The sequence below is a fragment of the Bythopirellula superficialaquae genome, from assembly GCF_059632245.1.
This window is the reverse complement of record NZ_CP197426.1, coordinates 3,573,644-3,596,049: the sequence shown is the minus strand read 5'-3', so window position 1 is coordinate 3,596,049 and position 22,406 is coordinate 3,573,644. Positions and strand designations below refer to the sequence as shown.

Below are 22,406 nucleotides of genomic sequence, written 5' to 3'. Positions count from 1 at the left end.
GGCAATGTCTGTTGTGCTAGCTGCTGGCACCCACGGCAACATGAAACCGAAATTGCCGAGCTATTCTCAATTCCTGGTGCTCAAGTGCCGAATTGACGTTTAGGCAAACTTTATCGATTGCCCAAACCTTATCGACACGGCCGTTCTAGCCCACGCAAGCTGGTTCAACATGGCGTTTGAGAATCGCGAACCGAACGACACTTACGAAGCCACACAGCGGGAAATGCGCGTGGATCCGGCTCATCCGATTGCTCGCGCTGAAGCTCCGCTTGCGCTGCCCGTGAGCATCAAGATGGCTCAAGGGGCGGAGATCGCCGACGATGTGGCCGATGAATTCGGCGTAGCCCAATTGTTTTCTTCGGGTGTCCCCGTGGAAGCGTTGGCACGCCATGCTTCGGAACTCGCCGAGAAATTGCAATCACGCTTGGCCGACCTCGACCATCGGGAGTCAACGCTCAACGGACAGCAAGCAGAACTCGACAGCCGCATTCGCAGTGCTCGACTCTGGCTTGAAGAACGCGAAAGCGAACTCGACTCACGTGAGGAAACTCTCGAGCAACGTGAAAGCGAATTGGGTAGCGCTCCGACGAATTCACAGCAGCACACCGCCAACGTCACGCAGTCGTTGCAGCTGGAAGAACGCGAACGGCAGGTCTTCAAACAGCAAACTGAGCTGGAGCTGATTCAAGCTGAAGTGGCCGAAAAGCTCAGTGAACTCGAAATCCAAAACGCCTTCTGCCAGACCAAGCAAGAAGAACTAACAAAAGCTCGCCGCGATTTTGAAAATCGCCAACGGGAACTCGATTCTCGTGAGGCCGAAGTCTACAAGCAGATGGAACAGCTCACCACGAGCGAGATCTCGCTGCAACAGCGGGTTGAGTGGATCAACGCGGCCGATGGCGAGCACAACAAACGCCAGGAAGAGTTGCGGGCGTTGGAACTCAAGCTAGGTGAGCAAGGGAGCGAACTCGAATTTCAGCGAGCCGAACTCAATCGGATTCAGCAGGAAGTCGAATTCCGGTTGCACGATGCCGACGAACGTGAGCGTCGAATTCGTTTCCGAGAACAAGAGATCAAGACGGCTTTGCAGCGGTTTGAGCGGCTGAGCATCACCGAACAAAAAATGGTGGAGCTCCAACACCTGGCCAATGAATTCGACGTGCGTGGTGCCAACCTCACCGCGGCCGAATCGCTATTGGCTGAACAGCACGTGCAATTGGCCGAGCGTTCGCGCGAACTCGAACAACAGGAGTACACGTTCGAGAATCACGTCACAAGACAACGCAAACAACTCGCCAAGGAAAAGGAAGAGCAGGGGCTACTGCTCGCTCGAAGGGAGCATTTGCTCGATCAACGCGAAGCAGAACTCGAACAACGTCAGGCCGCGCTCGAACAATTGCAGGAAGAACTGCGAGCTGCCCAGCGTGAAGTCTTGGAAATTCGTCTCGCGACCGAAGAAACCTGGCTCCAACTGCAAGGGGCCTTGGCCCCGGCTACGCTGTCGCGATCGATTTCCCAGCTACGCGTACGATTGGCGGATCACTTCCGCTTGGCTGCTGACGAAGCCATTAACAAACGCCGCGAGTTGGAAGGTGTTCGCAAAGAATTGGCAAATGAACACGGCCACTTGGAATCGCAGCGACAAGACCTGGAACGGTGGCTCAACCGCCGCGAGCAGGATCTCGAACAGCGTGCCGCACGTTTGGTTGATCGAGAACGCGAACTCGATTCACAGCAGCGGAACTACGAACTCGCCGAGAAAACCTGGCAAGTCCAGCAAGTCGAATATCAGCAGGAACTGCAGCGACTTCTGGCCCAAGAGCGCGTTCAATGGAACGCGGCTGCCTAGGCCATCGTGCGGTTTGTAAGCAGCTTAGAGCTTGCTCGTCTCTGCGGGCTTGTATTCCTTGCGAGTTTCGGTTGCCTTTTCCTCTTTTTCGTTCTCGCGTTTGCGTTCGCTCACAGGCTTCCAGTTGCGAGGCTCAACCTTTTTGCCAGCCGTTTTCTGCTGAGCGTGGTTGACGATCTGCATGGCTGTTTGAAGTTCTTGCTGCGAGAAGTAGGGATCACGCACAATGTTTCGTACAGTGCCGGTGAGCTTCTCGGCCAGCTCCTGCCAACTGACTCCACTATTAAGATGCCAGATGGCCGCTTGAGTCGCCGCGGAATCAAGTTCGCCTGTCGTGTAGCCTTCGATCACTGCGATGATTGCTGGATCGCTGACCACGTCTTGAATCGGACGAATTTCGTACGGCTTATTGGACGAAGGGTCGCGCAGGCCATGATCCAAGCAGACCAATGGTACGTCGATAGGTGTCATGTCTTCAGGTGCGATATTAAAACGGCCACCGCCACCGCCGCGACCCCCACCACCACCGCCACCACGTCCACCGCCTCCGCCTCCGCCGCCAACGCTTTGTTGGCCACCGCCGCCACCCATACCACCGCCGCCCATGCCACCGCCGCCGCCACCGAATTGGTGCAGCACGGGAACACCGGCAAAGGCGTCGGGAATGATCAGGTCGACCGGCTGGGAAGTTTTATTCGTGACGAAGAGCCGGCCACTTTGACTGTTTCGGGCCATGAATTTGACATCGACCAAGCCTTGGTCAATCGCGTCAAACACGTCGACTGGTTGCTTGTCGGTATCACCGTCTTTGGCCAGTGCCGTTGATCCCAAGGCTGCGCCAGCGAGGACCGCAAGCGCGAATGTCGAGTGCCAACTTATTGATCGAAAAAACGTCATGGGTTCCCTAGCCTCTTCAAATGACAATGACTCTGACAAGCTGGCCCAGCTCTTACGAGGCGGGCCCAGCCAGCTATCCCTCCAGCATAAACTGCGCGGCGTGAAAATCCAAGAAAAACAGGTAATCCAGGTAAAACCAGCGGTGTCGAACCCAAGGATCCTTTTTCCGACCCCAACCCCACGATTTTCTACGAGATTCCCGCAGGATTTCGCACCTGTGGCTCATCCAGGTCGGGCGAGGGTGCAATACTTTATTTCAGCCGACAAGCCCGCCACGTTCCTGGGTAAACCCGCAACCTGTGTCCGCCGCCGCCACGACTTCCCCGACCCCTGTCCGTTCCCAAGGCTGGATTGTCTCGCCTTGGTGGGACATGTCGTACGTGGTTATTACGCCGCTACTGATTGTGCCGGTTGTGCTGATTCTCGTACGCCAGGTGCTCACCCCCGAGCAGGTGTCGCTTGCGGTAATTTCCTTTGCATCGCTGGGGCATCATCTGCCAGGCTTTATGCGGGCCTATGGCGATCGTGAACTGTTCTGGCGGTATCCGTGGCGATTCATGCTCGTCCCGCCGTTGATATTCGCCATCGCGCTGTTATTTTCGCCACCCACATGGCTCGCTGAAGACCTTGGCCTTCCCTGGAAGCATCTTCATGGACTTGAACTCGTCCTGCTGATTTGGGGCACTTGGCATGGGCTGATGCAGACGTATGGCTTCATGCGGATCTACGATGTCAAACGCGGCGTTCATGATCGTTGGTCAGCTCGCCTCGACCATTGGCTCTGTTTGATCGTGTTTGCTTCGGGTGTGATTTTCAGCGATGCCCGCGTGTTCGGTATAGCCAATGCGATGTGGCAGTCGGGGCTACCGATCTTTGGCCCCGATTGGCTCAAGTGGACGAGAGTGGGCGTGGCCGTGATAGCCGCGATTGTGCTGACAGCTTACTGTTTCAATCTTGTCCGACAAACGCGCGCAGGGATGCCGGTGAGCTGGATCAAGCTCTTGTTGATCGGCATCACGGGTTGGTTTTATTGGTACACTGGCCGACTTTCCGTGAACGTGTTGATCGGCATCGCGATGTTCGAAATTTTCCACGCGGTGCAATACTACGCGATAGTCTGGATCTACAACCGCCGCTTGTTCAATCGCGCGGGAGAAAAGTTCGGACCGCTTGGCTTCTTATTCAGCGACCGCTGGACGATGCTCGGCTTGTATCTGGCAGCGATTGGGGCCTACAGTTCGATTCGGTATTTTACCGTCGATGCGAACGCTTACATTTTCAGTGGCACCAATGAAAACGCTTACCAATGGCTCGTCGCTCTGTTTGTGACATCTTCGTTTTTGCATTTCTATTTCGATGGCTTCATTTGGAAAGTCAGCGAACGCAAGACTCAAGACAACCTGACTGATAAGCCTATTGAATCCGCGCCTGCCACGATAGGTGTTTCTGCCCTTGTTCATGCTGCCAAATGGGCCGTCCTGTTGGCGATTGTGGCTGGTTTGCTGTTTGCCGAGAGACGCCGTCTGAGCGAAACAGGCCCTAACGATTTCCGGCGCTTGGCGGCTTTGGCCGCGCTAACGCCCGAACTGCCGGAGTGCCATGCTTTGCTCAGTCGAGACGCACTCGCTCGGGGCGATGCTGCAACAGCCGTCTTGTTTGCTGAAAGAGCTTTGCAAAACCGTGAGAGTTCGCACACAGCCCATTCCGACTTGGGATTGGCCTATCTCATGAGCGGACGTTTGTCGGATGCTCAGCAGCAATTCCAAGAAGCCGTCACGATTGCCCCCGATCAGTGGACGCATCATTGCGATTTGGGTATGGTACTCGCCAAGTTGGGTAATGCCGAACGTGCCGAAAAGGAACTTCGACTAGCCGTAGAACTCGGCCCCAACCAATCCGAAGCGTTCGAACAACTGGCCGAGTTTTATCTTGATCGAAATCGCACGGCGGAAGCAGCCGAACTTTATCAACAGATTGCTCAAAAGTTTCCACTGTCTCTTAGCGGCGAGCTTGGCAAAATCATGTTGCTCAACCGGCAGGGCGATCATCATAAGGCCGTGGAGTTGGCCAGTTTTTTGGCAGCCGCGCATGCGAATGATTGGCGAGTGCTGCTCGCCTTGGGTGCTTCGCTCAACGCGGCTGGCGAACCTGATCAGGCGCTCGCTCCACTCAATCAAGCAGTGCTTCTGCGGCCAAATTCCGCGGAAGCTAAGTATCAACTAGGGCTCGCTCAATTTCAGCTAGGTCAATATCCGCAAGCCTTGGTGACCTTGGCAAAGGCCCTCAAACTCGATTCCAAGCACTTCGGCGCACAGTTCCAGTTGGCGAACACGTATTACACGTTGGGCGAAGCCGATGCGGCTCTACAAGCCTATCAGAAAGCACTTGATCTTCGTCCCTCCGACCCCACCGTGAGCGCCAACTTCGGCGGGTTACTTTTCCAATTGGGTATGATCGAGGAAGCCGAAAAAGTTTATCGCGCCGCACTCAAACAATCTCCCGATTCGCGCGAACTCAATTACAACTTGGGATTGTTGTTGTTGCAAAAAGGAGAACAGGCTTCCGCCAAGGAGTTGATTCTCAGAGCAGAAAAGCTTGGCCTTAAAGTGCCGGCAAAAGTTCGCGAAGCGCTACAAGGCTTTGAGTAGTCGCTGTTTTTTCAATGACCACAAAAAACACGAAAAGACACAAAAATGGAGAATGGATTTTTGTGACTTTTCGTGCTTTTAGTGGCAATCAAATTGAAGCCTATTTCTCGCCGACCATTTCTTGAAACTCGGCCTCGCTAATCACTATCTATCGGGATAGCCAGTACCCCGGATTTCGCTTGGCGTGCGCGATTGTCACGATAACAATTCGCTGCTCAACAATCCGATAGATAATTCGAAACGGAAAACGTTTGATAAGACGCTCGTAATGCCGCTCGTCGATCTTGGTAAAACGCTCAGGATCGTGTGCAATCTCATCGAAACCATTATTGATGGCGTCAGTGAAACGGACAGCAGCAGAGTTACTCCTGCTTGCGTACCAATCGAACGCTTGATTGAAATCAGTGTGAGCATCCGGAAGTAAATCAATGCGAAACATTGATGCCTATCCGTTGCAGCGCTGCGGCACGGACCTCTTCCCAGGGGATCGCCTGAATATTGCCAGAATCGAACTCATCGCTGCGACGGCGGATTTCGGCGAGCCATTCCTCACTAAGTGCCGGAACACTTTCCGGGGGCAGATTTTCCCACAGATCTTCCATCAATTGGAATCGTTCAGGAATTGGCAGCTCATTGGCCGCGTTCATGACACTTTGATAATCGAGCATGGCATTCCTCCTGAAACAATTATCACCCGTCTGCAACCATGATGCAATCAAAATAGCCTGTCGAGAATATCCCAGCGATCAACATCGCCTATTTCTCGCCGACCATTTCTTGAAACTCGGCCTCGCTAATCACTTTTACGCCCAGGCTGTTCGCTTTTTCCAACTTGCTACCGGCACTTTCGCCAGCCACTAGAAAGTCGGTGTTCTTGGAGACGCTTCCCGCCGCACGGCCGCCGAGGCGTGTAATAAGCTCTTCGATTTCTTCCCGTTTGTACTTTGTAAGCGTACCTGTAACTACTAAAGTCTTGCCCACAAACACAGAGCCTGCAGAGCCAGAAACCGTTGCTGCCTCGATGTCGAGTTTGACGCCCGCGTCACGAAGTTCATTAATAACGCGTTGGCCTTCACGACTGTGTAAAAAAGCATGGAGAGAATTTGCAATTTCAGAGCCTATACCGGCAAGTGCACCGCCGACCTTGAGTAGCTTAATTTGATCGAGAGGAGCGGCAGTAAGAGCGTCGATAGAACCAAAGTGCTCTGCGAAAATACGCGCTGCTGTGGTGCCAATATGATGAATACCAAGTCCAGCGAGTACACGAGCTAGCCCGCGATTTTTAGATTTCTCAATGCCAGAAAAAAGATTTTCTGCCTTTTTATCACCCATACGTTCGAGGCTTAACACAGCGTCTCGCTGGGTATGTAGATTGAATATGTCGCCAAAAGAATTGAGCAACCCGGCGTCCGCGAGCTGGTGGACGACTTTTTCACCCATGCCGTCGATATCCATCTGACCCCGACCGGCAAAATGGATTATTCGCTCACGAAATTGTGCAGGGCACTCGGGATTAATACAGTATCGCCCTGTTTCATCCAACTCGCTAAGTGGTTCAGGAGCAGGTACTATATCTGGCTCAAGGCCTTTTTTTGCGGCGCGGGTCTTCTCGCGGTCGACCTTGGCGTTGTAAGTATCAATGTCGTGAATTCGTCGCTGGTCGTACTCAATCTCGATATCGCCGCCACATTCAGTGCACTTTTCGGGCGGCGACATTGGTGGTGTTCCCGGTGGCCGCTCTTCAAGAATTACACGAATAACCTGCGGGATAATTTCTCCAGCTTTCTCGATAACCACCGAGTCGCCAATGCGGATGTCTTTGCGTCGGACTTCGCCGAGGTTGTGGAGCGAGGCGTGTTGAACAGTAGTGCCAGCGACGCGCACTGGTTCCATATTTGCTCGGGGAGTGAGCTTACCTGATTTGCCAACTTGCCAGTCGACGCTTAAAAGCTTGGTACGTGCTTGCTCGGCAGCATATTTGTATGCAATGCACCAGCGAGGAAATTTGCTGGTATATCCCATGGTGTTCTGTAGGTCGATTCGATCGACACGAACTACAACGCCATCAATCTGATATGCCAATGAATTTCTTTTAGTGTTGAAGTTTACAATGTACTGCCACACATCATCTATCGTGTGGCACTGGCTGCTAAGTGTATTTGTTGGCATTCCCCACGATTGCAGTGTAGCTAAGTACTGGCTATGTGTGCTAAATGGCTCCCTAGAGATCTCACCTCTGCCGTGAGCAAACATGCTTAGTCGACGTTTAGCAACAATACGTGGGTCAAGTTGTTTTAGTGTTCCGGCCGTTGCGTTACGTGGATTCGCAAACGGCTCTTCTCCTGATTCAATGACTAGGCGGTTCATCCGCTCGAATTCAGCGGTTGGCATGTAAATTTCACCGCGAATTTCAAGCACATTTGGGATGGGATAGAGTTTGTTTTTTCGTAACTTGAGTGGGATCGCGCGAATGGTTCGGACATTATGTGTAACGTCGTCGCCTCGCTCTCCATCGCCACGAGTTGTTGCCAGCACGAGATTTCCCAACTCGTATCGCAGATTAATAGCGACACCATCGACTTTCGGATCGATAAAATATCCACCAGCAATTGGAAACCCAGCTTGATCAGCGTCGGCGAGCTTGGCTTTGTATTGCTTTCGTAACTTTTCTCGTAATTGGTTAGATGCCTTTCCAGTACCTTTGATCGAACTAAGTTCGGCAGTGATTGCAAGCAAAACTGGATCAGTTGCTTCGTATGACCGAGTCGCCCATTTTCGAAGATCTTCTGCGCTGTATGTGTTGTCGATGGAAAACATCGGTTGTGAGTGTGCAACCGTGCGAAATCCAGAAATTGGCGCACCCCCCACGCGTTGCGTGGGACTATCTGCCGTGACCAACTCAGGATGCTCGGCTTCAAGCAACTTGAGCCGCTCCATCAAGCGGTCATAATCGAGATCCGAAATCGTCGGTTTCGCGTCGACGTAGTAACGCTCATCATGCGCACGAATTTCCTCGCGCAGCTGTTCGATTTCCGTTCGAGCGTTACTCATATTTCTTATAGCCGCAGGCGGTAGCCAACGGTGAGAAAGTTCAACCGTAGGCTACCGCCTGCGGCTAGCAATATTCTTACTCAATCTTCAAGCCCACACTCGGGAACCACCGTCACATTCTTCCCGGTCGCGGAATTGGGGATCAGGCACAAAAACTTGAGCGGCGCATCGCCCGTGTTCTTGAATTGATGCACGTCGTCGGGGGCGACAAACACGACATCACCTTTGTTCAATGGCAATTCCTTATCGCCATCGACGATCACGCCGCTTCCTTCGACGACATAGATTTCATGTTCGTAGTTGTGGAAATGCCGTGGTGTGTGTCCGCCAGGTGCAACCTCGAATTGCCGCATGACAAAATTAGGGGCTTGCTCTTCATTCCCGACAAGGATTTGCACCTGACAGCCCGCGGCCCCTTCCATCTCCACCGGCTTCTGCGGGACGTCGCTCGCACGTTTCAGTTTCATTTTTATTGATCCTTAAGTTCTTTGTTACTGGGTGGAGCTTCACTCATCCACCAACTGTCCGTCGCGATGGCCCCCACAGTCAACACGCCCATCACGCCCAACTCCCATAAGATAACGCGTGTGCCGTGCTTGTTGAGCCATGTGAACAATGGCTGTTTCGTTTGCTCGCGCACCTCGGGATTCGTGGCATTCACTTCCACAAAAGCCATGTAACCATAGGCAAACACCGTGACCACAAACGCCATCCCAACGGGGATAAGCAGCGTGTAAAACGGGTTTTTCCACTTTTTGAGTGACATCTTATCGCTTTGCAAACTTCAATATGGCTGGATTGCATTGGTAACGGTCACCTTATGCGATGCATATGCCGACTCTGGCAAGTGGATGGAATCGCCGGTGAGTTTGAATGGAAACTCCTGATTTGGTTCCACGTCGTCATAAGCTCCGCCGTACACTAAATCTACCAATTTTCCGTCTTCGTCATACACTTCAGCTTTGAGTGACATGTTGGTCAAAGTACGGTTTCCGGAGTTTTTTGCTTTACCGACTATTGTTACGTGCTTATTTGATGCGTCGTCTCTGTCTGGCGCGAAATACAATTGGGAGTCAACCACATCAACTTCCTCCGCGTAATTTTCAGAAGAGCGATGTGGAACTGACGTTAAAATAAGAGCGCTAATGATTCCCATAGGAATCAGTAGACACAAGAGTGGAAGCAATATCCGTCCTGGGCCCTGAAGCGTTAGGCAGTGAGGGCATTTCTTAGCGCGGCTGTGAATGTCTGAGTAGCAGGCGGGGCAGGTTTTAGTTGCGACCTCGGGTTCCATAAGTTCCCCTAGTATCAAGGCTTCGGAGGAGACAGTAGATCACTAGAATATCACATTGTACTGGTAATACGTCCGAGTTTCGTAGCCGGGCATTTCCTTTTTGTGATAACTGAGGCACTGGTACAACCACGGCTTTCTCCGCTAAGATAAGGGGTTTCCCAGAACCCACGAGCCCTTGCTGGATAGGCCGCCGTGAAGCAGTCCACCATTTCCTTGCGCGGCGTTGCCGTCAACAACCTGCAGAAAATCGATCTCGATCTGCCCCATCGGCAGTTGATCGCCTTCTGTGGCGTGAGTGGCAGCGGCAAGACGAGCCTTGCCCTCGACACGCTCTACGCCGAGGGACAGCGCCGCTATATCGAAAGCTTTTCTACGTACACGCGGCAATTTCTCGAACAACTCGACAAGCCCGCCGCGGAAAGCATCGAAGGCATTCCCCCGTCGATTGCCGTCACGCGTAAGAACGTCAGCCGTTCCAGCCGCGCGACCGTGGGGAGCACCACGCAAATCAACGAGCATCTACAATTGTTGTTCGCTCGTGTGGGGGAAGTGATCTGTCACACCTGTGGCCATAAGGTCAGCCAAGACTCAGCCGAATCCGCGACAGACAAATTGTCGCAGCTTCCCGACGGCACGCGCATGATGGTTGGGTTTATTTCTCATCGCGGCCAGCAACGGCCGACGGAAGTGTGGGTCGCCGATTTGGTGGCACTCGGTTATCGCCGGGTTGTTCTCAACGGAAAGTTTGTCGAACTTAGCCCCGCTGCTGTTGTTGAGCTCGCCGAGCGCGAATCAGTGAAGGTCGTGCTCGATCGGTTAACTGCTGGTGGTGAAGGCATGACGCGCCTGCGCGATTCGCTCGAAGCCGCCCAAGAAGCAGGCCGCGGCACATCGCTGGTTTGGATTGATGCCCGCGATCCCGAAGTTTTGCCCGAGGGTTTGGGTAAGCACGTCGATATCGAAGGGCAGCCTTGGCTCCGTCGGCGGTTTAGTCAATTCTTCCGTTGCGAAACGTGCAAGATCGATTACCCCACGCCCGAGCCGCAGCTATTGAACTTCAACAATCCGCTGGGGGCTTGCCCGGCGTGTGAAGGCTTTGGCAATGTGATCGACATCGACATGGACCGCGTGGTTCCCGATCCCAACAAAAGCCTACGCGACGGGGCGATTGCTCCTTGGAACACGCCCGCCTACGAGCACGAACTGAAAGAATTGCTGGCTCTGGCCAAAGAATACAACTTGCCGGTCGATATTCCGTTTCGCGAACTTTCGCCCGATCATTTGGCGATTGTTCGCGATGGCGTGCCTGAGAAAAAGTTTGGAGGGCTGACGGGCTTTTTCAATTGGCTTGAGCGGCGGAAATACAAAATGCACCTCCGCGTGTTCTTGAGCCGCTGGCGGAGCTATTATCCGTGCAAAGAATGCGGCGGGGCGCGGCTCAATCAAGCCGCGCTGGCCGTAAGAATTGGCGGGGCCAACATCGCTGAACTATCACGACTGAAGATTCGCGAAGCGCTCAACTGGTTCGCTCAGCTTGATCTCACCCCCTGGCAACAACAAGTGGGGCGCTTGCTGCTCGATCAGGTTGTCAATCGATTGAAATATCTCGACCGCGTGGGCGTGGGGCACTTATCCCTGGAACGGCCCTTGCGCACTCTGAGTGGCGGCGAGTCACAGCGTGTTTCGCTCACATCGGCGTTGGGTTCGAATCTCGTCGGCATGTTGTATGTTCTCGACGAACCGTGCGTCGGTTTGCACCCGGCCGATGTGCCGCAGTTGGTGAGCTCGATTCGCGAACTTCGCGATCGAGGAAACACGGTGGCCGTCATCGAACATGAGGGCGCTGTGCTGCAAGCGGCGGATCAAGTTGTCGAACTGGGCCCGGGTGCCGGGGAATTCGGCGGCAAGGTGGTTTTCCAAGGCACGCCCGCCGAAATGGTCGAAAGTCGCGACAGCCGCACAGGCGATTGGCTTTCGGGTCGGCGGACAATCGGCAAGCGCGCGGCACGGCGGCCGCTCGAGCATGGCGTGATTCGCTTGGAAGGTGCCAGCGGTAACAACCTGCAGGACATCTCGGTAGATTTCCCGCTCTCGACGCTCTGTGTCGTGACCGGTGTGAGCGGCGCGGGGAAAAGCACGCTCGTGCAGCAAACTTTGTTTCCAGCCGTCGCTCAACGCCTGCGGCAAGAAGTCGAACGGCCTGAGCCTTTCACCGAAATCAAAGGCGTGCATCAAATCGAAGATGCGGTCTTGATCGATCAAAGCCCCATCGGCCGCACGCCGCGGTCGAATCCGGTGACTTATGTTAAGGCCTTCGATCCGATTCGCGCGCTCTTTGCCGAAAGCACCGAAGCGCAATCACGCGGTTTCAAAGCCAGCCACTTTAGTTTTAACGTCGAAGGGGGACGCTGCGAGGCCTGCCAGGGGGATGGCTTTTTGCAGATCGACATGCGTCTGATGGCCGACGTGTATATGAAATGCCCCGAGTGCCACGGCCAGCGTTTCCGTCGCGAGGTACTCGATGTGAAGTATCGTGGTTACAACATTGCCGAAGTGTTGAATCTTTCCGTGCGCGAAGCATTCACGTTCTTCCGTGGGCATCGTAAGATCCTCGCCAAGCTCAAATGCCTGATGGATGTTGGGCTCGATTATCTCCGCTTGGGCCAACCGGCCAACACGCTTTCCGGTGGTGAAGCCCAGCGCCTGAAGATGGCAACGTATATCTCCGCCGAGCGCCGCGGCCGCACGCTGTTCGTTCTCGACGAGCCGACGACGGGGCTCCATTATTCCGACGTGTTGCAACTTTTGGATTGTTTCGATTCGCTCGTCGATATGGGGCATTCCTTGGTCGTGGTCGATCACCACCTGCTGATCATGCAGGCGGCGGATTGGATCATCGACCTCGGCCCTGGCGCTGCCGACGAAGGAGGCCGCGTCGTGGCGATGGGGACCCCCGAACAACTTGCTGCCAACTCCGCGTCGGTGACGGGAAAATTTCTCGCCCGAGAACTCAAGAAAACCGCCAAAGCATTGGCGGCGGGCTGATCATGAACGACAAACTCTCTCTGGTCGTTGGCGAACGTTCTGAGCATCGTACTCAGCTTACTTTTTTGGCAAACGCTAACTCTGAAATCATAGAGATAACGGGCGTTGTGCGCGGCCCGTTCTCGCAGTTTGCTAAAACTTTGACCGCCGATTTTCCGTTGCGACCGACGGAGAACGCCTACTCATCAAGCACAGCCATAACGGAACCGTGCTACTGGACACCGCGTTTGCCGTTTTGGTACGACGCGCGGCTAACGCTCAACCTTCAAAATGGTGAGACACGCGAAGAAATCGTACCCATCGGGTTTAAACGGTTTTACTGCGAAGGAAAGAACTTTCTTCTCGAGGGCAAGAGAACTGTTTTGCGTGGTTTGAGCTGCGATTACCCGAGCGAAGAAGACTTGCGACTAGCACGTAAGTTCGAGACGGCGCTCATTGTGCAGGGCATCGATGAGGGATTATTCAGCGAAGCAAGTCGGTCTGGCGTGCCGTTGATTGTTGATTTACGTGAAGCGGCTGAGATTGAGAATTGCGACTTCTATCCGGCGGTGATGCTGCAACTGGTCACCGTGAAGCAACTTCGCCACAATTCCTGGACACGCCCACGCGAGTCTTATGTCGTGGCGAGTGTGACTTCCAGCGACCCGCAACCCGATGTTGGGTGTGATGCCTTTGCCGTCGAACTCGATCCCGGCGACCGGCCCCCCGCTTGGTTAGCCACCTGCGATAAACCGGTAATCGCTATCTGCAGAAACATAGCAAGCGAAATCTCCACGGCACGCGCCGGTTGCGATCGCCTGCAAGCAGAGTTGGCACCAGAGTTTGATTTAGCTGGTTACTTTGTGTGATAGAGCTATGAGCAATCCCATTGATCGCTATCGCCGTCAAACACGCTTCGCCCCTTTCGGTGAAGAGGGACAACGCCATTTGCGCAACGCCCGCGTGCTCGTGGTTGGTTGCGGCGCGCTCGGTTGCGTGAGTGCCGATTTGCTCGTTCGCGCTGGCGTTGGCTTTGTGCGAATTGTTGATCGTGATTTCGTGGAACGCGACAATCTCCATCGCCAGGTTTTGTTCACCGAAGCCGATGCCGAAGCCCAACTTCCCAAGGCGGTCGCCGGTGCTAATCGCCTCGCGGAGGTGAATTCCTCGGTTGAGATTGAACCCATTGTCGCTGACGTCAGCCCCGCGAACGTTCAGCGACTTGCCGGCGACGTGCATGTGATCGTCGATGGCACCGACAATTTTGAAACGCGCTATCTGATCAACGATTTCGCCGTGGCCAACGAATTGCCGTGGGTCTTTGCTGGCTGCGTTGGTGCTGAAGGCCAAACCATGGCGATTCTACCCGGTAAGTCTTGCTGCCTGAGCTGCTTTTTGCCGGAGCCACCCCCGGCGGCGAGCATGCCCACCTGCGAAACGGCCGGAGTGCTAGCGCCAATTGTCTCCGTGGTGGCCGCCTATCAGGCCATGGAAGCGATCAAGCTGTGCAGCGGTAACGCCGCTGCGGTGAATTCGCAACTGACCGTGTTCGATTTGTGGAACAACCAGGTGCGCTCGATCAACATGCAGTCGAGCCGTCGGCCAGATTGCCCCTCCTGCGGCCAGCGGCAATTTCCCTGGCTCGCGGGCGAGCGTGGTACCGCCGTGACAAAACTCTGTGGGCGAAATTCGGTTCAGATTTCCCCTGCCGAATCAAACACCCTCAATCTTGCCGTGCTAGCAGAAAAGCTTCGTTCAGTCGGAACCGTGACAGCCAATCCCTATCTCTTGCGACTAGCGATCGATGATTTCCTCATCACCGTCTTTGCTGATGGCCGCGCCATTGTCGGCGGCACCGAGGATGAGGCTGTTGCCCGCACGGTGCTGGCAAAATACATCGGTTCGTGACGTTAAATCTCACGCGGCTTGGCTAAATTCTCAGCCATAAATTTTGTCTGCCCAAGTTCAAGCACTGTTCGTCGAGTCGGCGGGTCCGTCTGGCCGATGGAAGATTTAGACCCAGCATCTTCGGCGGCTCAAGCCCAGCTGACCCAGCTTCTTAGCCTTGCCGACCCAAAAGTGCGCGTATGGAGCAGCTATCGATTTGCGCTACTTCCGCGCTCGAACCTTTTCACGAGACCTGCAACTTTGTATGGCTACTGCTGAAACCTCATCTCCTGTTTCTGCCAATTTTGCCGCGACCGACGCTTCAACTTCACAATCCGCCGTGGGCCGTATGGGCCCGTGGCAGTTGGTGCGACTGTTGAGCGAAAGCGAATTGGCCCGCGTTTACTCGGCGCGACCCGCCGACGCACCCTCAAACCAATCCGCCAACTACGTGGTGAAGGCCCTGCGCAAAGAATGGTGGCGCGATCCGCAAGCCATTGAAATGCAGCGGCGGGCGGTTTGGATTGGGCGGCAACTTTCGCACCCGCATTTGCTACCCGTCCTGTCGGCCAACGTCCAGCAAGCGCCGTTTTATTTCGTGACGCCGAAACTCGCAGGCTGCTCACTCGCCACGATCCTCAAGCAAGGCACGCGTTTGCCGCTGCCGATGAGTTTATGGATCGCCCGCCAAGTGGCCGAAGCTTTGTCGGCGCTGCACGAGTCGGTGAAGATGATTCACTCCGACGTCAAACCTAACAATATTTTGGTCTCGGCCGAAGGCCATGCCACGTTGATTGACCTGGGCTTTGCTTATGCGATCAGCGAGGCTCGTCATTGGTCGTCGCGTCCCATCACCGGCACGCTCAACTACATTGCCCCGGAAGCAGTAACATCCAGCCTCTCCGTGGACGTCACCAGCGATCTCTACAGCTTGGGGGTGACGCTTTACGAAATGCTCACCGGCCATTTGCCGTTTGCCGCGAAATCGCCTGATGAGCTCGTTCGCATGCACCGCGAAAGCAAGCCGGTGTGCGTGCGTGATATGTCGCCCCGATTACCAAAGCCGGTGGCTTCCTTGGTTCATCGTCTGCTGTCGAAAGACCCGCTCCGTCGGCCCAACTCGGCCGCATCGGTGAGCGAAGAATTGATGCGGCTCGAAATCGAATGCTTCTCGCTGAATTGAGCGATTCAAAAGCTTAAAGCCAGTGAGGATGCGTCGGCGGGAGAATTTCCGACGCATCCCCACGACAGGAGATAAGCGAGATTAATTGGCTTCGACCGGGGCTGGCTCGACGCCATCGAGGAACCCCGTCAACGATCGGCTGCGATAAGGCGATTGCAACTTGCGAACGGCCTTCGATTCAATTTGCCGCACACGTTCACGAGTCACCGAGAAAATCTTGCCGACTTCTTCGAGCGTGTAGGTGTAGCCATCGGCCAGACCGTAACGCAAACGCAGGATTTCGCGTTCACGGTGCGAAAGATCGGTCATCACTTCTTCGAGCTTCAGCTTCAAAGCTTCCAGGTTCGAATCGTACAGCGGATCGTCGTCGCGTTGCTCTTCGAGGAATTCGCCAAAGTAGTTGTCTTCGTGATCGCCCACCGGTTGGTCGAGCGACAGCGGATGCCGAGTCATCTTGTGAACACAGCGGGCATCTTCCAACGAGAGACCGGCACGTTCGGCGATTTCCTCGGGGTTTGGCTCGCGGCCGAAATCTTGGACGAACGCTGCCGTAACCGTGCGAATCTTGCTCATCGTGTCGATCATGTGAACCGGCAAACGAATCGTGCGGCTTTGATCGGCAATGGCACGGGTGATCGCTTGGCGAATCCACCATGTGGCATACGTCGAGAATTTGTAACCACGAGCATGTTCAAACTTATCAACGGCCCGCATCAAGCCCGTGTTGCCTTCTTGGATGAGATCCAGAAAGCTCATGCCACGGTTGCGATAACGCTTGGCAATCGACACCACGAGCCGCAGGTTGGCGGCGGAAAGCTCACGCTTGGCGGCATCGTATTGCACCTTGTGACCTTCGGTGCGTTTAACCAAACGAGACAAAGTTTGCGGCGTTTCCAACGAAATCCGCATCAGATAACGCAACTCTTCGGTGAACTCGCGGTGCAGAACCGAATGGAGCAGCTCTTCCGGCTTCTTGAGTTGGTCCTTGATCGAGGTCATCCGCTTGCTAATTTCCTTCAACTGATCCCAGAGCGGCATCAAACGCTGCAAACGAATATTCAGCTCTTCGACCAATCGGACGGCCTTGTTGCGGCGGGTAATCAACCGACGCCAGGCGGCACGCTTTTCTTCACGGGTCGCCCGACGGCTGACGGCCAGACGATAGTCCGCCTGATTTTGGGAAAGCAAGTGGCGAACCGTCACCAGATTCGGTCCAATCCGCTTGAGGATTCGCTTCTTTTCGGTCGTGTTGGTCACCGAGATTTCAATCGTGCGATCCAGACGCAGCGAGCCTTCGAAGACTTTTTGCAGCAACTCGGCCGCACCGTGAAGCATGAAGTCGTTGCACAACAGTGCGCGGCGGAAGCGGGTGCGAGTGAGCTCAATCCGCTTGGCCGAAGAAACTTCATGCTCGCGGCTCAGCATGGGAATTTCACCCATCTGCATCAGATACATCCGCACGGGATCGTCGATCGCACCTTCGTCATCGGTTTCGACTTCTTCGGCCGGAGCGAAATCATCGAAGGCCTCGTCATCGATTTCGTTTTCAAAGTTGTCGGTGTTGGCCGGTTTGCGAGGAGCACCATTGGTTTTGGCCGATCCGTTGGCCGAGCCGTTAAGAGTTTTCTTGGGAGAAGTTCCTGAATTCGTACGAGAGTTGTAGGCCACGGCTGCTTCCTCGGGTGCTCGTGATTGGATGAGTGCTGAACCGTGGATTGCAGAGCCCATGCCGCTGGCCGAGAGAATGCGCCGCGATGATGCCTAACTCTTTTCCCGATATCAGTTTGCGCGCGAGCCGCTTAGTTCCACGAGTCCTTGCTCGTCGCCGTGGTGATGAGAAAACTCAACCCACGGCACGAACCCACGTTGCCCCGATACAACAGCCGAAGAATTGTTAGCCGGTCGTCACAATCGGAATTATTCGCACGAAGTGCAAGCAAGGGAATGGCTTAAGGCAAAGGGAATTGGGATTTGGTAGGATGACAATTCGCCACCGTCCACCGTCTACAGTCCAAAGTCCCACCTACCAACCATGCCCAAAATCGCCGTCATCATGCCCGCCGCGGGGGCCAGTCGCCGCTTTCGCGATCAGAACTACAAAAAGCCCTTTGCCCCCTTGGCGGGGCGAGCCGTGTGGCTCCACTCGGCGGAGAAATTCCTCAACCGCAGCGATGTGAAGCAAGTGATCGTGGTGATCTCGCCCGAGGACCAGGAAGAGTTCAATCGCAAGTTCGGCGCGAACATCGCGATCATGGGCATTGAGGTCTGTAAGGGAGGACACGAGCGGGCCGACTCGGTAGAAAACGCCCTCGCCAAAGTGAAGAGCGATATCGACTTGGTGGCGATTCACGATGCCGCCCGGCCCTGTCTCGTTGAGAAATGGATCGACGAAGTTTTTGCCGCGGCTGAGAAAGATGGTGCGGCCATTCTGGCCGTCCCCGAACCTGCAACGCTTAAAAAGGTCTCTCAAGGGAAGATCATCGAGACCGTGAGCCGGGAAGCGATCTGGCAAGCTCAAACCCCACAGGTGTTTCGCCGTGACTTATTACTGAAAGCCTACGCCGCCCGAGCGGGAAAAAACGTCACCGACGACGCGATGCTAGTCGAGCAGCTGGGGCATCCTGTGACGGTCGTCGAGGGTTCACCCCTGAATCTCAAAATCACGACCCGCGACGATTTGAAACTAGCCGAGCAAGTGCTCAAGGTTCTCCCCAAGCCGAAACTCGATGGCTTTGCGAATCCCTTCGCGGGGGATGATCTGTGGAGATAAAACGCGGACAAACGCTGATGGAACAGATTCTCACAGATACAAAAATCTGCGTAAATCCGCCGAATCTGCGATCATCTGTGTTCCATTTCTTTTTTCTTAACCGCTAATAAACGCTGATAGGCGCTGATAAGATATTTGCTTTAAGACGGTCGGCTAATTCATTATTAGCGATCATTAGCGTGTATTAGCGGTTTCACTTTTTTGAGTTCCTATTTAGTCATGAATTTTTTCTCCGATCTCCAATGGCGTGGCCTCGTTCATCAAACCACCAACGATGAAGGCATGGAGGCTTGGCTTGCCGAGAAGCCGCGCACTCTCTATGCCGGGTTCGATCCCACGGCGGCCAGCTTGCACGTAGGGCACATGATGGGGCTGATCATGCTGCGGCGTTTTCAACAGGCAGGGCATCGCCCCATCGCGGTGGTGGGTGGCGCGACCGGCATGATCGGCGACCCCAGCGGCAAGAGCGACGAGCGTAATCTCCTTTCCAAAGAAGACCTGCAAGCCAACGTCGAAGCCATCGGCCGGCAAATGGCGCGCTTCCTCGATTTCGATTCGGGGAGCCAATCCGCCTTGCTCGTCAACAATTTCGATTGGACCGGCAATTGGACGTACCTCGATTTCTTGCGCGACATCGGCAAGAATTTCCCCGTTAATGTGATGCTCGCTAAGGATTCGGTCAAAAGCCGCCTCGGTCGAGGTGATGATGCCGGTAGCGGCGGCATGAGCTACACCGAGTTCAGCTACATGCTGCTCCAGGCTTACGACTTTGTGTACTTGAGCGACAAATATGGCTGCGAACTCCAAGCCGGTGGCAGTGACCAATGGGGGAACGTCACCGCCGGGATCGATCTCGCCCGCCGGATGCGCGGCGTGCATCTTCACGGCATGACCTGGCCGCTGCTCACAAAGTCCGACGGCACGAAGATGGGCAAAACCGAAAGCGGTGCCGTGTGGCTGGCCCCCGATCGCACGAGCCCCTACCAGTTCTACCAATACTGGATCAACGTCGACGATGCCGACGCGGGCAAGTGCTTGCGGTTGCTCACCGAGCTTTCGCATCAAGAGATCGAACTGCTCGACATCGCCCGCGCGAATCACCCCGACAAACGCGACAGCCAGCGCCGCCTGGCCGAAGAAATCACACGGCTTGTTCATGGTGACGAAGGTCTGCAAACGGCACAAAAGGCCACGGAGATTTTCTTCGGTGCCGAGATCAGTGATTTGAACGACAACCAGCTCAGCGAAATCTTCGCCGACGTGCCGAGCAAGACCCTGAGTCGTTCCTGGCTGGACGGCAACGACCTCAACATCGTCAACGCGCTGGTCGAGTCTGGCCTCGCGAAAAGCAAAGGCGACGCCCGCCGCGCAGTCGAGCAGGGGGGCGCCTACGTCAACAACCGCCGCATCGAAAAGATCGACACACTGCTCACGGCCGATTATTTAGCGAGCGAAACAGTGATGGTGCTACGGAGCGGGAAGAAGAAGTACGCGCTGTTGCGGTTTATTTAAGTTGAGGCATTCAACTCTTCTGTTATGCCTTTTTCGCGTAGTACGGCAATTAACTGATCAACTGCCATCGGGCCTGTGCTAACGGAGTTGCGAGGGATCATTGCATACAACCCAGCATTCAGATTGATAAACAAAGTACTGCGAAACTCAGTGAAGCTTTTGATAGACGTCCAAGGAACGAAACTTTGTATTCCTTCCTCAGTTTCTAGCAAGCCATCATCCTTCACTTCCAGTCGAATTTGCGTATCGCTGTGATTCGTCAAGAATTTCTCAATTGATGCTTGGCAATTGCGAGAGTAGGGAAGGGATTTGAAAAGGTAGCTGACCATTAAGACTAAGAAAGCAATAAGAAATCCGTAAAGAGTTGCCTCATAGGCACAATAGCTAGCCATAACCAACAGTGCGGTCGAGAACAAAACAGTACGAAGGTATTGTGGCCTTGCCGCTTTGAAGTGCTTAGCCATTTGAAGCTCGTATTGCGCACGCAGATCGTCCTTTGTGTTTTTGTACTCGAGTACAAATGACATGACGTGCTTTCCGCGATGGCTTTATCTCGATGGCTTAGCTCAAACTCGGCTGAAAGCCAAGCTACATCGTAGTCTGGGTCAACCTAGATTCCTCTGGTCGTAGAACTCCCCTCGGAATGACAATCGCGATGAGAATTATCTTTCGTGTAATTCGTGTAATTCGTGTCTTTCATGTCTTTCGTGGTTAACCTCCTACCGCCCCGTCTTCCACACCGGGTCTTGGTGCGATTCCTGGGCCGAGGCAAACCAGCGCGTGAGCGTCATCTTTTGCCGGGTGTAGAAATGAACGCTTTCCGTGCCCTGGATATGCAAGTCGCCGAAGAAGGATTGATTCCAGCCCGTGAATGGAAACCACGCCATGGGGGCGGGCACCCCGACGTTGATGCCGATCATGCCCGCGTTGAAGTGTCGCTTAAATTCTCGCGCGGCGTAGCCACTCGACGTGAAGATCGACGCACCGTTGCCGTAAGGACACTGGCGGCCGACTTCGAGGGCGCTTTCCAGATCGGTTACGCGAATCACCGAGAGCACGGGGCCAAAAATTTCTTCCTGCGCAACGCGCATCGAAGGCTCGACTTGGTCGATCACGCTGGGACCCAGCAGAAAACCCTCGCTGTCGAATTCCCGGCGACCATCGAGAGCGACTCGGGCACCATCCTGAGCGGCGACTTCCAAATAGCCAGCCACGCGGTTGAGGTGGTCCTGGCGAATCAACGGACCCATGTCGACGTTTTCATTCCCATCGGTGGGGCCAACCCGGAATTTGCCGGCGTAATCAACGAGCCCGTCCACGAGCGGATCGCCGGCATTGCCCACGGCCACCGCCACACTCCCCGCCATGCAGCGCTGACCCGCACAACCAAACGCCGATGCCGAGAGGGCCTTCACCGATTGATCGAGATCGGCATCGGGCATGATGATCAGATGATTCTTGGCACCACCAGCCGCTTGAACGCGCTTGCCATTCTTTGTGCCGACTTCGTAGATATACTTGGCGATTCCCGTGGAACCAACGAACGAAATCGCCGCCACCTTGGGATGTGTGAGTAACACGTCAACACAAGACTTATTTCCGTGCACGATGTTGAACACACCATCGGGAAGTCCTGCTTCGACAAGGAGCTCGCCCAGACGTACAGACGACAGGGGCACCTTTTCCGAAGGCTTCAACACAAACGTGTTGCCACACGCGATGGCCACGGGATACATCCACAGCGGTACCATGAACGGAAAGTTGTACGGTGTGATGCCGACGCACACGCCGACGGGATGGCGATTGGTTTCGGCATCGACATTCGAAGCAATGTTCGGCAGCGTGTCGCCCATCAGCATCGTGGGGACGCTGCACGCGAATTCGATCATTTCCATGCCACGCTGCACTTCGGCCCGGGCTTCGGGGAGCGTTTTGCCATGTTCGCGGGTCACGAGCGCCGCGAACTCTTCAAAGTGCGCGGCGACCAGATCGCGATAGCGGAACATGATGCGGGCACGTTCCACAGGAGGCGTTTCGCTCCACGCGGGCAAAGCGGCCGCCGCAGCAGCCACAACTTCGGCCGTTTCATCAACACTGCAAAACGGCACGCGGGCGATCACTTTGCCGCTCGAGGGATTGTAAACATCGCCCCCTTCGGTGGATGCACTGTTGTACCAACGCCCACCAGAGAGAACCGGAACGATCGAAACAGCAGGAGTGGCGGTGGCGGCCATGGCGAAACCTTATGATGGTGTTGAAACTTTAGCGGCGGAGCTTGCTCTGCGCGGAAC

18 protein-coding genes are annotated in these 22,406 nt (G+C 54.8%); 8 read left to right on the top strand and 10 right to left on the bottom strand.

The genetic code is table 11. The annotated features are described in order from the left end of the window. Window positions 1-169: 169 nt before the first annotated feature. A complete protein-coding gene (locus SH678x_RS14730) occupies window positions 170-1,849 on the top strand; it encodes a coiled-coil domain-containing protein (protein ID WP_496919214.1) in 1,680 nt (559 codons plus the stop codon). Window positions 1,850-1,873: 24 nt separating this feature from the next. Here SH678x_RS14730 and SH678x_RS14725 read toward each other — a convergent pair whose 3' ends face one another. Beyond that, window positions 1,874-2,746, bottom strand: a complete 873-nt coding sequence (locus SH678x_RS14725) for a hypothetical protein (protein WP_496919213.1) — start codon at window positions 2,744-2,746, stop codon at window positions 1,874-1,876. Window positions 2,747-3,045: 299 nt separating this feature from the next. On the opposite strand from SH678x_RS14725, the gene SH678x_RS14720 reads away from it, so the two are divergent. Continuing rightward, window positions 3,046-5,394 carry a tetratricopeptide repeat protein gene (locus SH678x_RS14720; protein ID WP_496919212.1) on the top strand — a complete coding sequence of 783 codons (2,349 nt, stop codon included), beginning with the start codon at window positions 3,046-3,048 and terminating at the stop codon, window positions 5,392-5,394. A gap of 148 nt (window positions 5,395-5,542) precedes the next feature. On the opposite strand, the gene SH678x_RS14715 is transcribed toward SH678x_RS14720, so the two are convergent. The 6 genes from SH678x_RS14715 to SH678x_RS14690 all read right to left on the bottom strand — a co-directional run bounded on the left by SH678x_RS14715 (window position 5,543) and on the right by SH678x_RS14690 (window position 9,601). Next, entirely contained in the window at window positions 5,543-5,833 is a 291-nt protein-coding gene (locus SH678x_RS14715; RefSeq protein ID WP_496919211.1) for a type II toxin-antitoxin system RelE/ParE family toxin, read from the bottom strand. Further along, window positions 5,820-6,062 (bottom strand): addiction module protein, encoded by a 243-nt coding sequence (locus SH678x_RS14710; RefSeq protein WP_496919210.1) that lies wholly within the window; start codon window positions 6,060-6,062, stop codon window positions 5,820-5,822. Before SH678x_RS14710 ends, SH678x_RS14715 begins: the two co-directional genes overlap by 14 nt. 88 nt (window positions 6,063-6,150) lie before the next feature. After that, on the bottom strand, window positions 6,151-8,445 hold the full coding sequence (ligA, locus tag SH678x_RS14705) for an NAD-dependent DNA ligase LigA (protein WP_496919209.1): 2,295 nt from the start codon (window positions 8,443-8,445) through the stop codon (window positions 6,151-6,153). Between the two features lie 80 nt (window positions 8,446-8,525). Further along, the gene (locus SH678x_RS14700) at window positions 8,526-8,912 is read right to left on the bottom strand and encodes a cupin domain-containing protein (protein ID WP_496919208.1); all 387 of its coding nucleotides are present in this window, start codon (window positions 8,910-8,912) and stop codon (window positions 8,526-8,528) included. Window positions 8,913-8,914: 2 nt separating this feature from the next. Further along, window positions 8,915-9,211, bottom strand: a complete 297-nt coding sequence (locus SH678x_RS14695) for a hypothetical protein (RefSeq protein ID WP_496919207.1) — start codon at window positions 9,209-9,211, stop codon at window positions 8,915-8,917. Window positions 9,212-9,229: 18 nt separating this feature from the next. After that, window positions 9,230-9,601, bottom strand: a complete 372-nt coding sequence (locus tag SH678x_RS14690; RefSeq protein WP_496919206.1) for an FxLYD domain-containing protein — start codon at window positions 9,599-9,601, stop codon at window positions 9,230-9,232. Window positions 9,602-9,931: 330 nt separating this feature from the next. Between SH678x_RS14690 and uvrA the strand changes: the two genes are divergently transcribed. The 4 genes from uvrA to SH678x_RS14670 all read left to right on the top strand — a co-directional run bounded on the left by uvrA (window position 9,932) and on the right by SH678x_RS14670 (window position 15,833). After that, a complete protein-coding gene (gene uvrA, locus SH678x_RS14685; RefSeq protein ID WP_496919205.1) occupies window positions 9,932-12,784 on the top strand; it encodes an excinuclease ABC subunit UvrA in 2,853 nt (950 codons plus the stop codon). Between the two features lie 2 nt (window positions 12,785-12,786). After that, window positions 12,787-13,632, top strand: a complete 846-nt coding sequence (locus SH678x_RS14680; RefSeq protein ID WP_496919204.1) for a hypothetical protein — start codon at window positions 12,787-12,789, stop codon at window positions 13,630-13,632. Window positions 13,633-13,639: 7 nt separating this feature from the next. Beyond that, window positions 13,640-14,671: a ThiF family adenylyltransferase gene (locus SH678x_RS14675; protein WP_496919203.1), complete on the top strand. Its 1,032-nt coding sequence runs from the start codon at window positions 13,640-13,642 to the stop codon at window positions 14,669-14,671. 244 nt (window positions 14,672-14,915) lie between these two features. Continuing rightward, window positions 14,916-15,833, top strand: coding sequence for a serine/threonine protein kinase (locus SH678x_RS14670; protein ID WP_496919202.1), 918 nt, complete (start codon window positions 14,916-14,918; stop codon window positions 15,831-15,833). An 81-nt stretch (window positions 15,834-15,914) separates the two neighbouring features. On the opposite strand, the gene SH678x_RS14665 is transcribed toward SH678x_RS14670, so the two are convergent. Further along, window positions 15,915-17,561, bottom strand: a complete 1,647-nt coding sequence (locus SH678x_RS14665; protein WP_496919201.1) for a sigma-70 family RNA polymerase sigma factor — start codon at window positions 17,559-17,561, stop codon at window positions 15,915-15,917. Between the two features lie 304 nt (window positions 17,562-17,865). Here SH678x_RS14665 and ispD point away from each other — a divergent pair, with 304 nt between their 5' ends. Next, the gene (ispD, locus tag SH678x_RS14660; protein WP_496919200.1) at window positions 17,866-18,603 is read left to right on the top strand and encodes a 2-C-methyl-D-erythritol 4-phosphate cytidylyltransferase; all 738 of its coding nucleotides are present in this window, start codon (window positions 17,866-17,868) and stop codon (window positions 18,601-18,603) included. A gap of 219 nt (window positions 18,604-18,822) precedes the next feature. Next, the gene (gene tyrS / locus SH678x_RS14655; protein WP_496919199.1) at window positions 18,823-20,115 is read left to right on the top strand and encodes a tyrosine--tRNA ligase; all 1,293 of its coding nucleotides are present in this window, start codon (window positions 18,823-18,825) and stop codon (window positions 20,113-20,115) included. Here tyrS and SH678x_RS14650 read toward each other — a convergent pair. Together SH678x_RS14650 and SH678x_RS14645 are read right to left on the bottom strand one after the other, a co-directional pair. Beyond that, window positions 20,112-20,642: a YcxB family protein gene (locus SH678x_RS14650; protein WP_496919198.1), complete on the bottom strand. Its 531-nt coding sequence runs from the start codon at window positions 20,640-20,642 to the stop codon at window positions 20,112-20,114. The genes tyrS and SH678x_RS14650 overlap by 4 nt on opposite strands. A gap of 192 nt (window positions 20,643-20,834) precedes the next feature. Then, window positions 20,835-22,349: a CoA-acylating methylmalonate-semialdehyde dehydrogenase gene (locus tag SH678x_RS14645; protein WP_496919197.1), complete on the bottom strand. Its 1,515-nt coding sequence runs from the start codon at window positions 22,347-22,349 to the stop codon at window positions 20,835-20,837. Window positions 22,350-22,406: the final 57 nt, after the last annotated feature.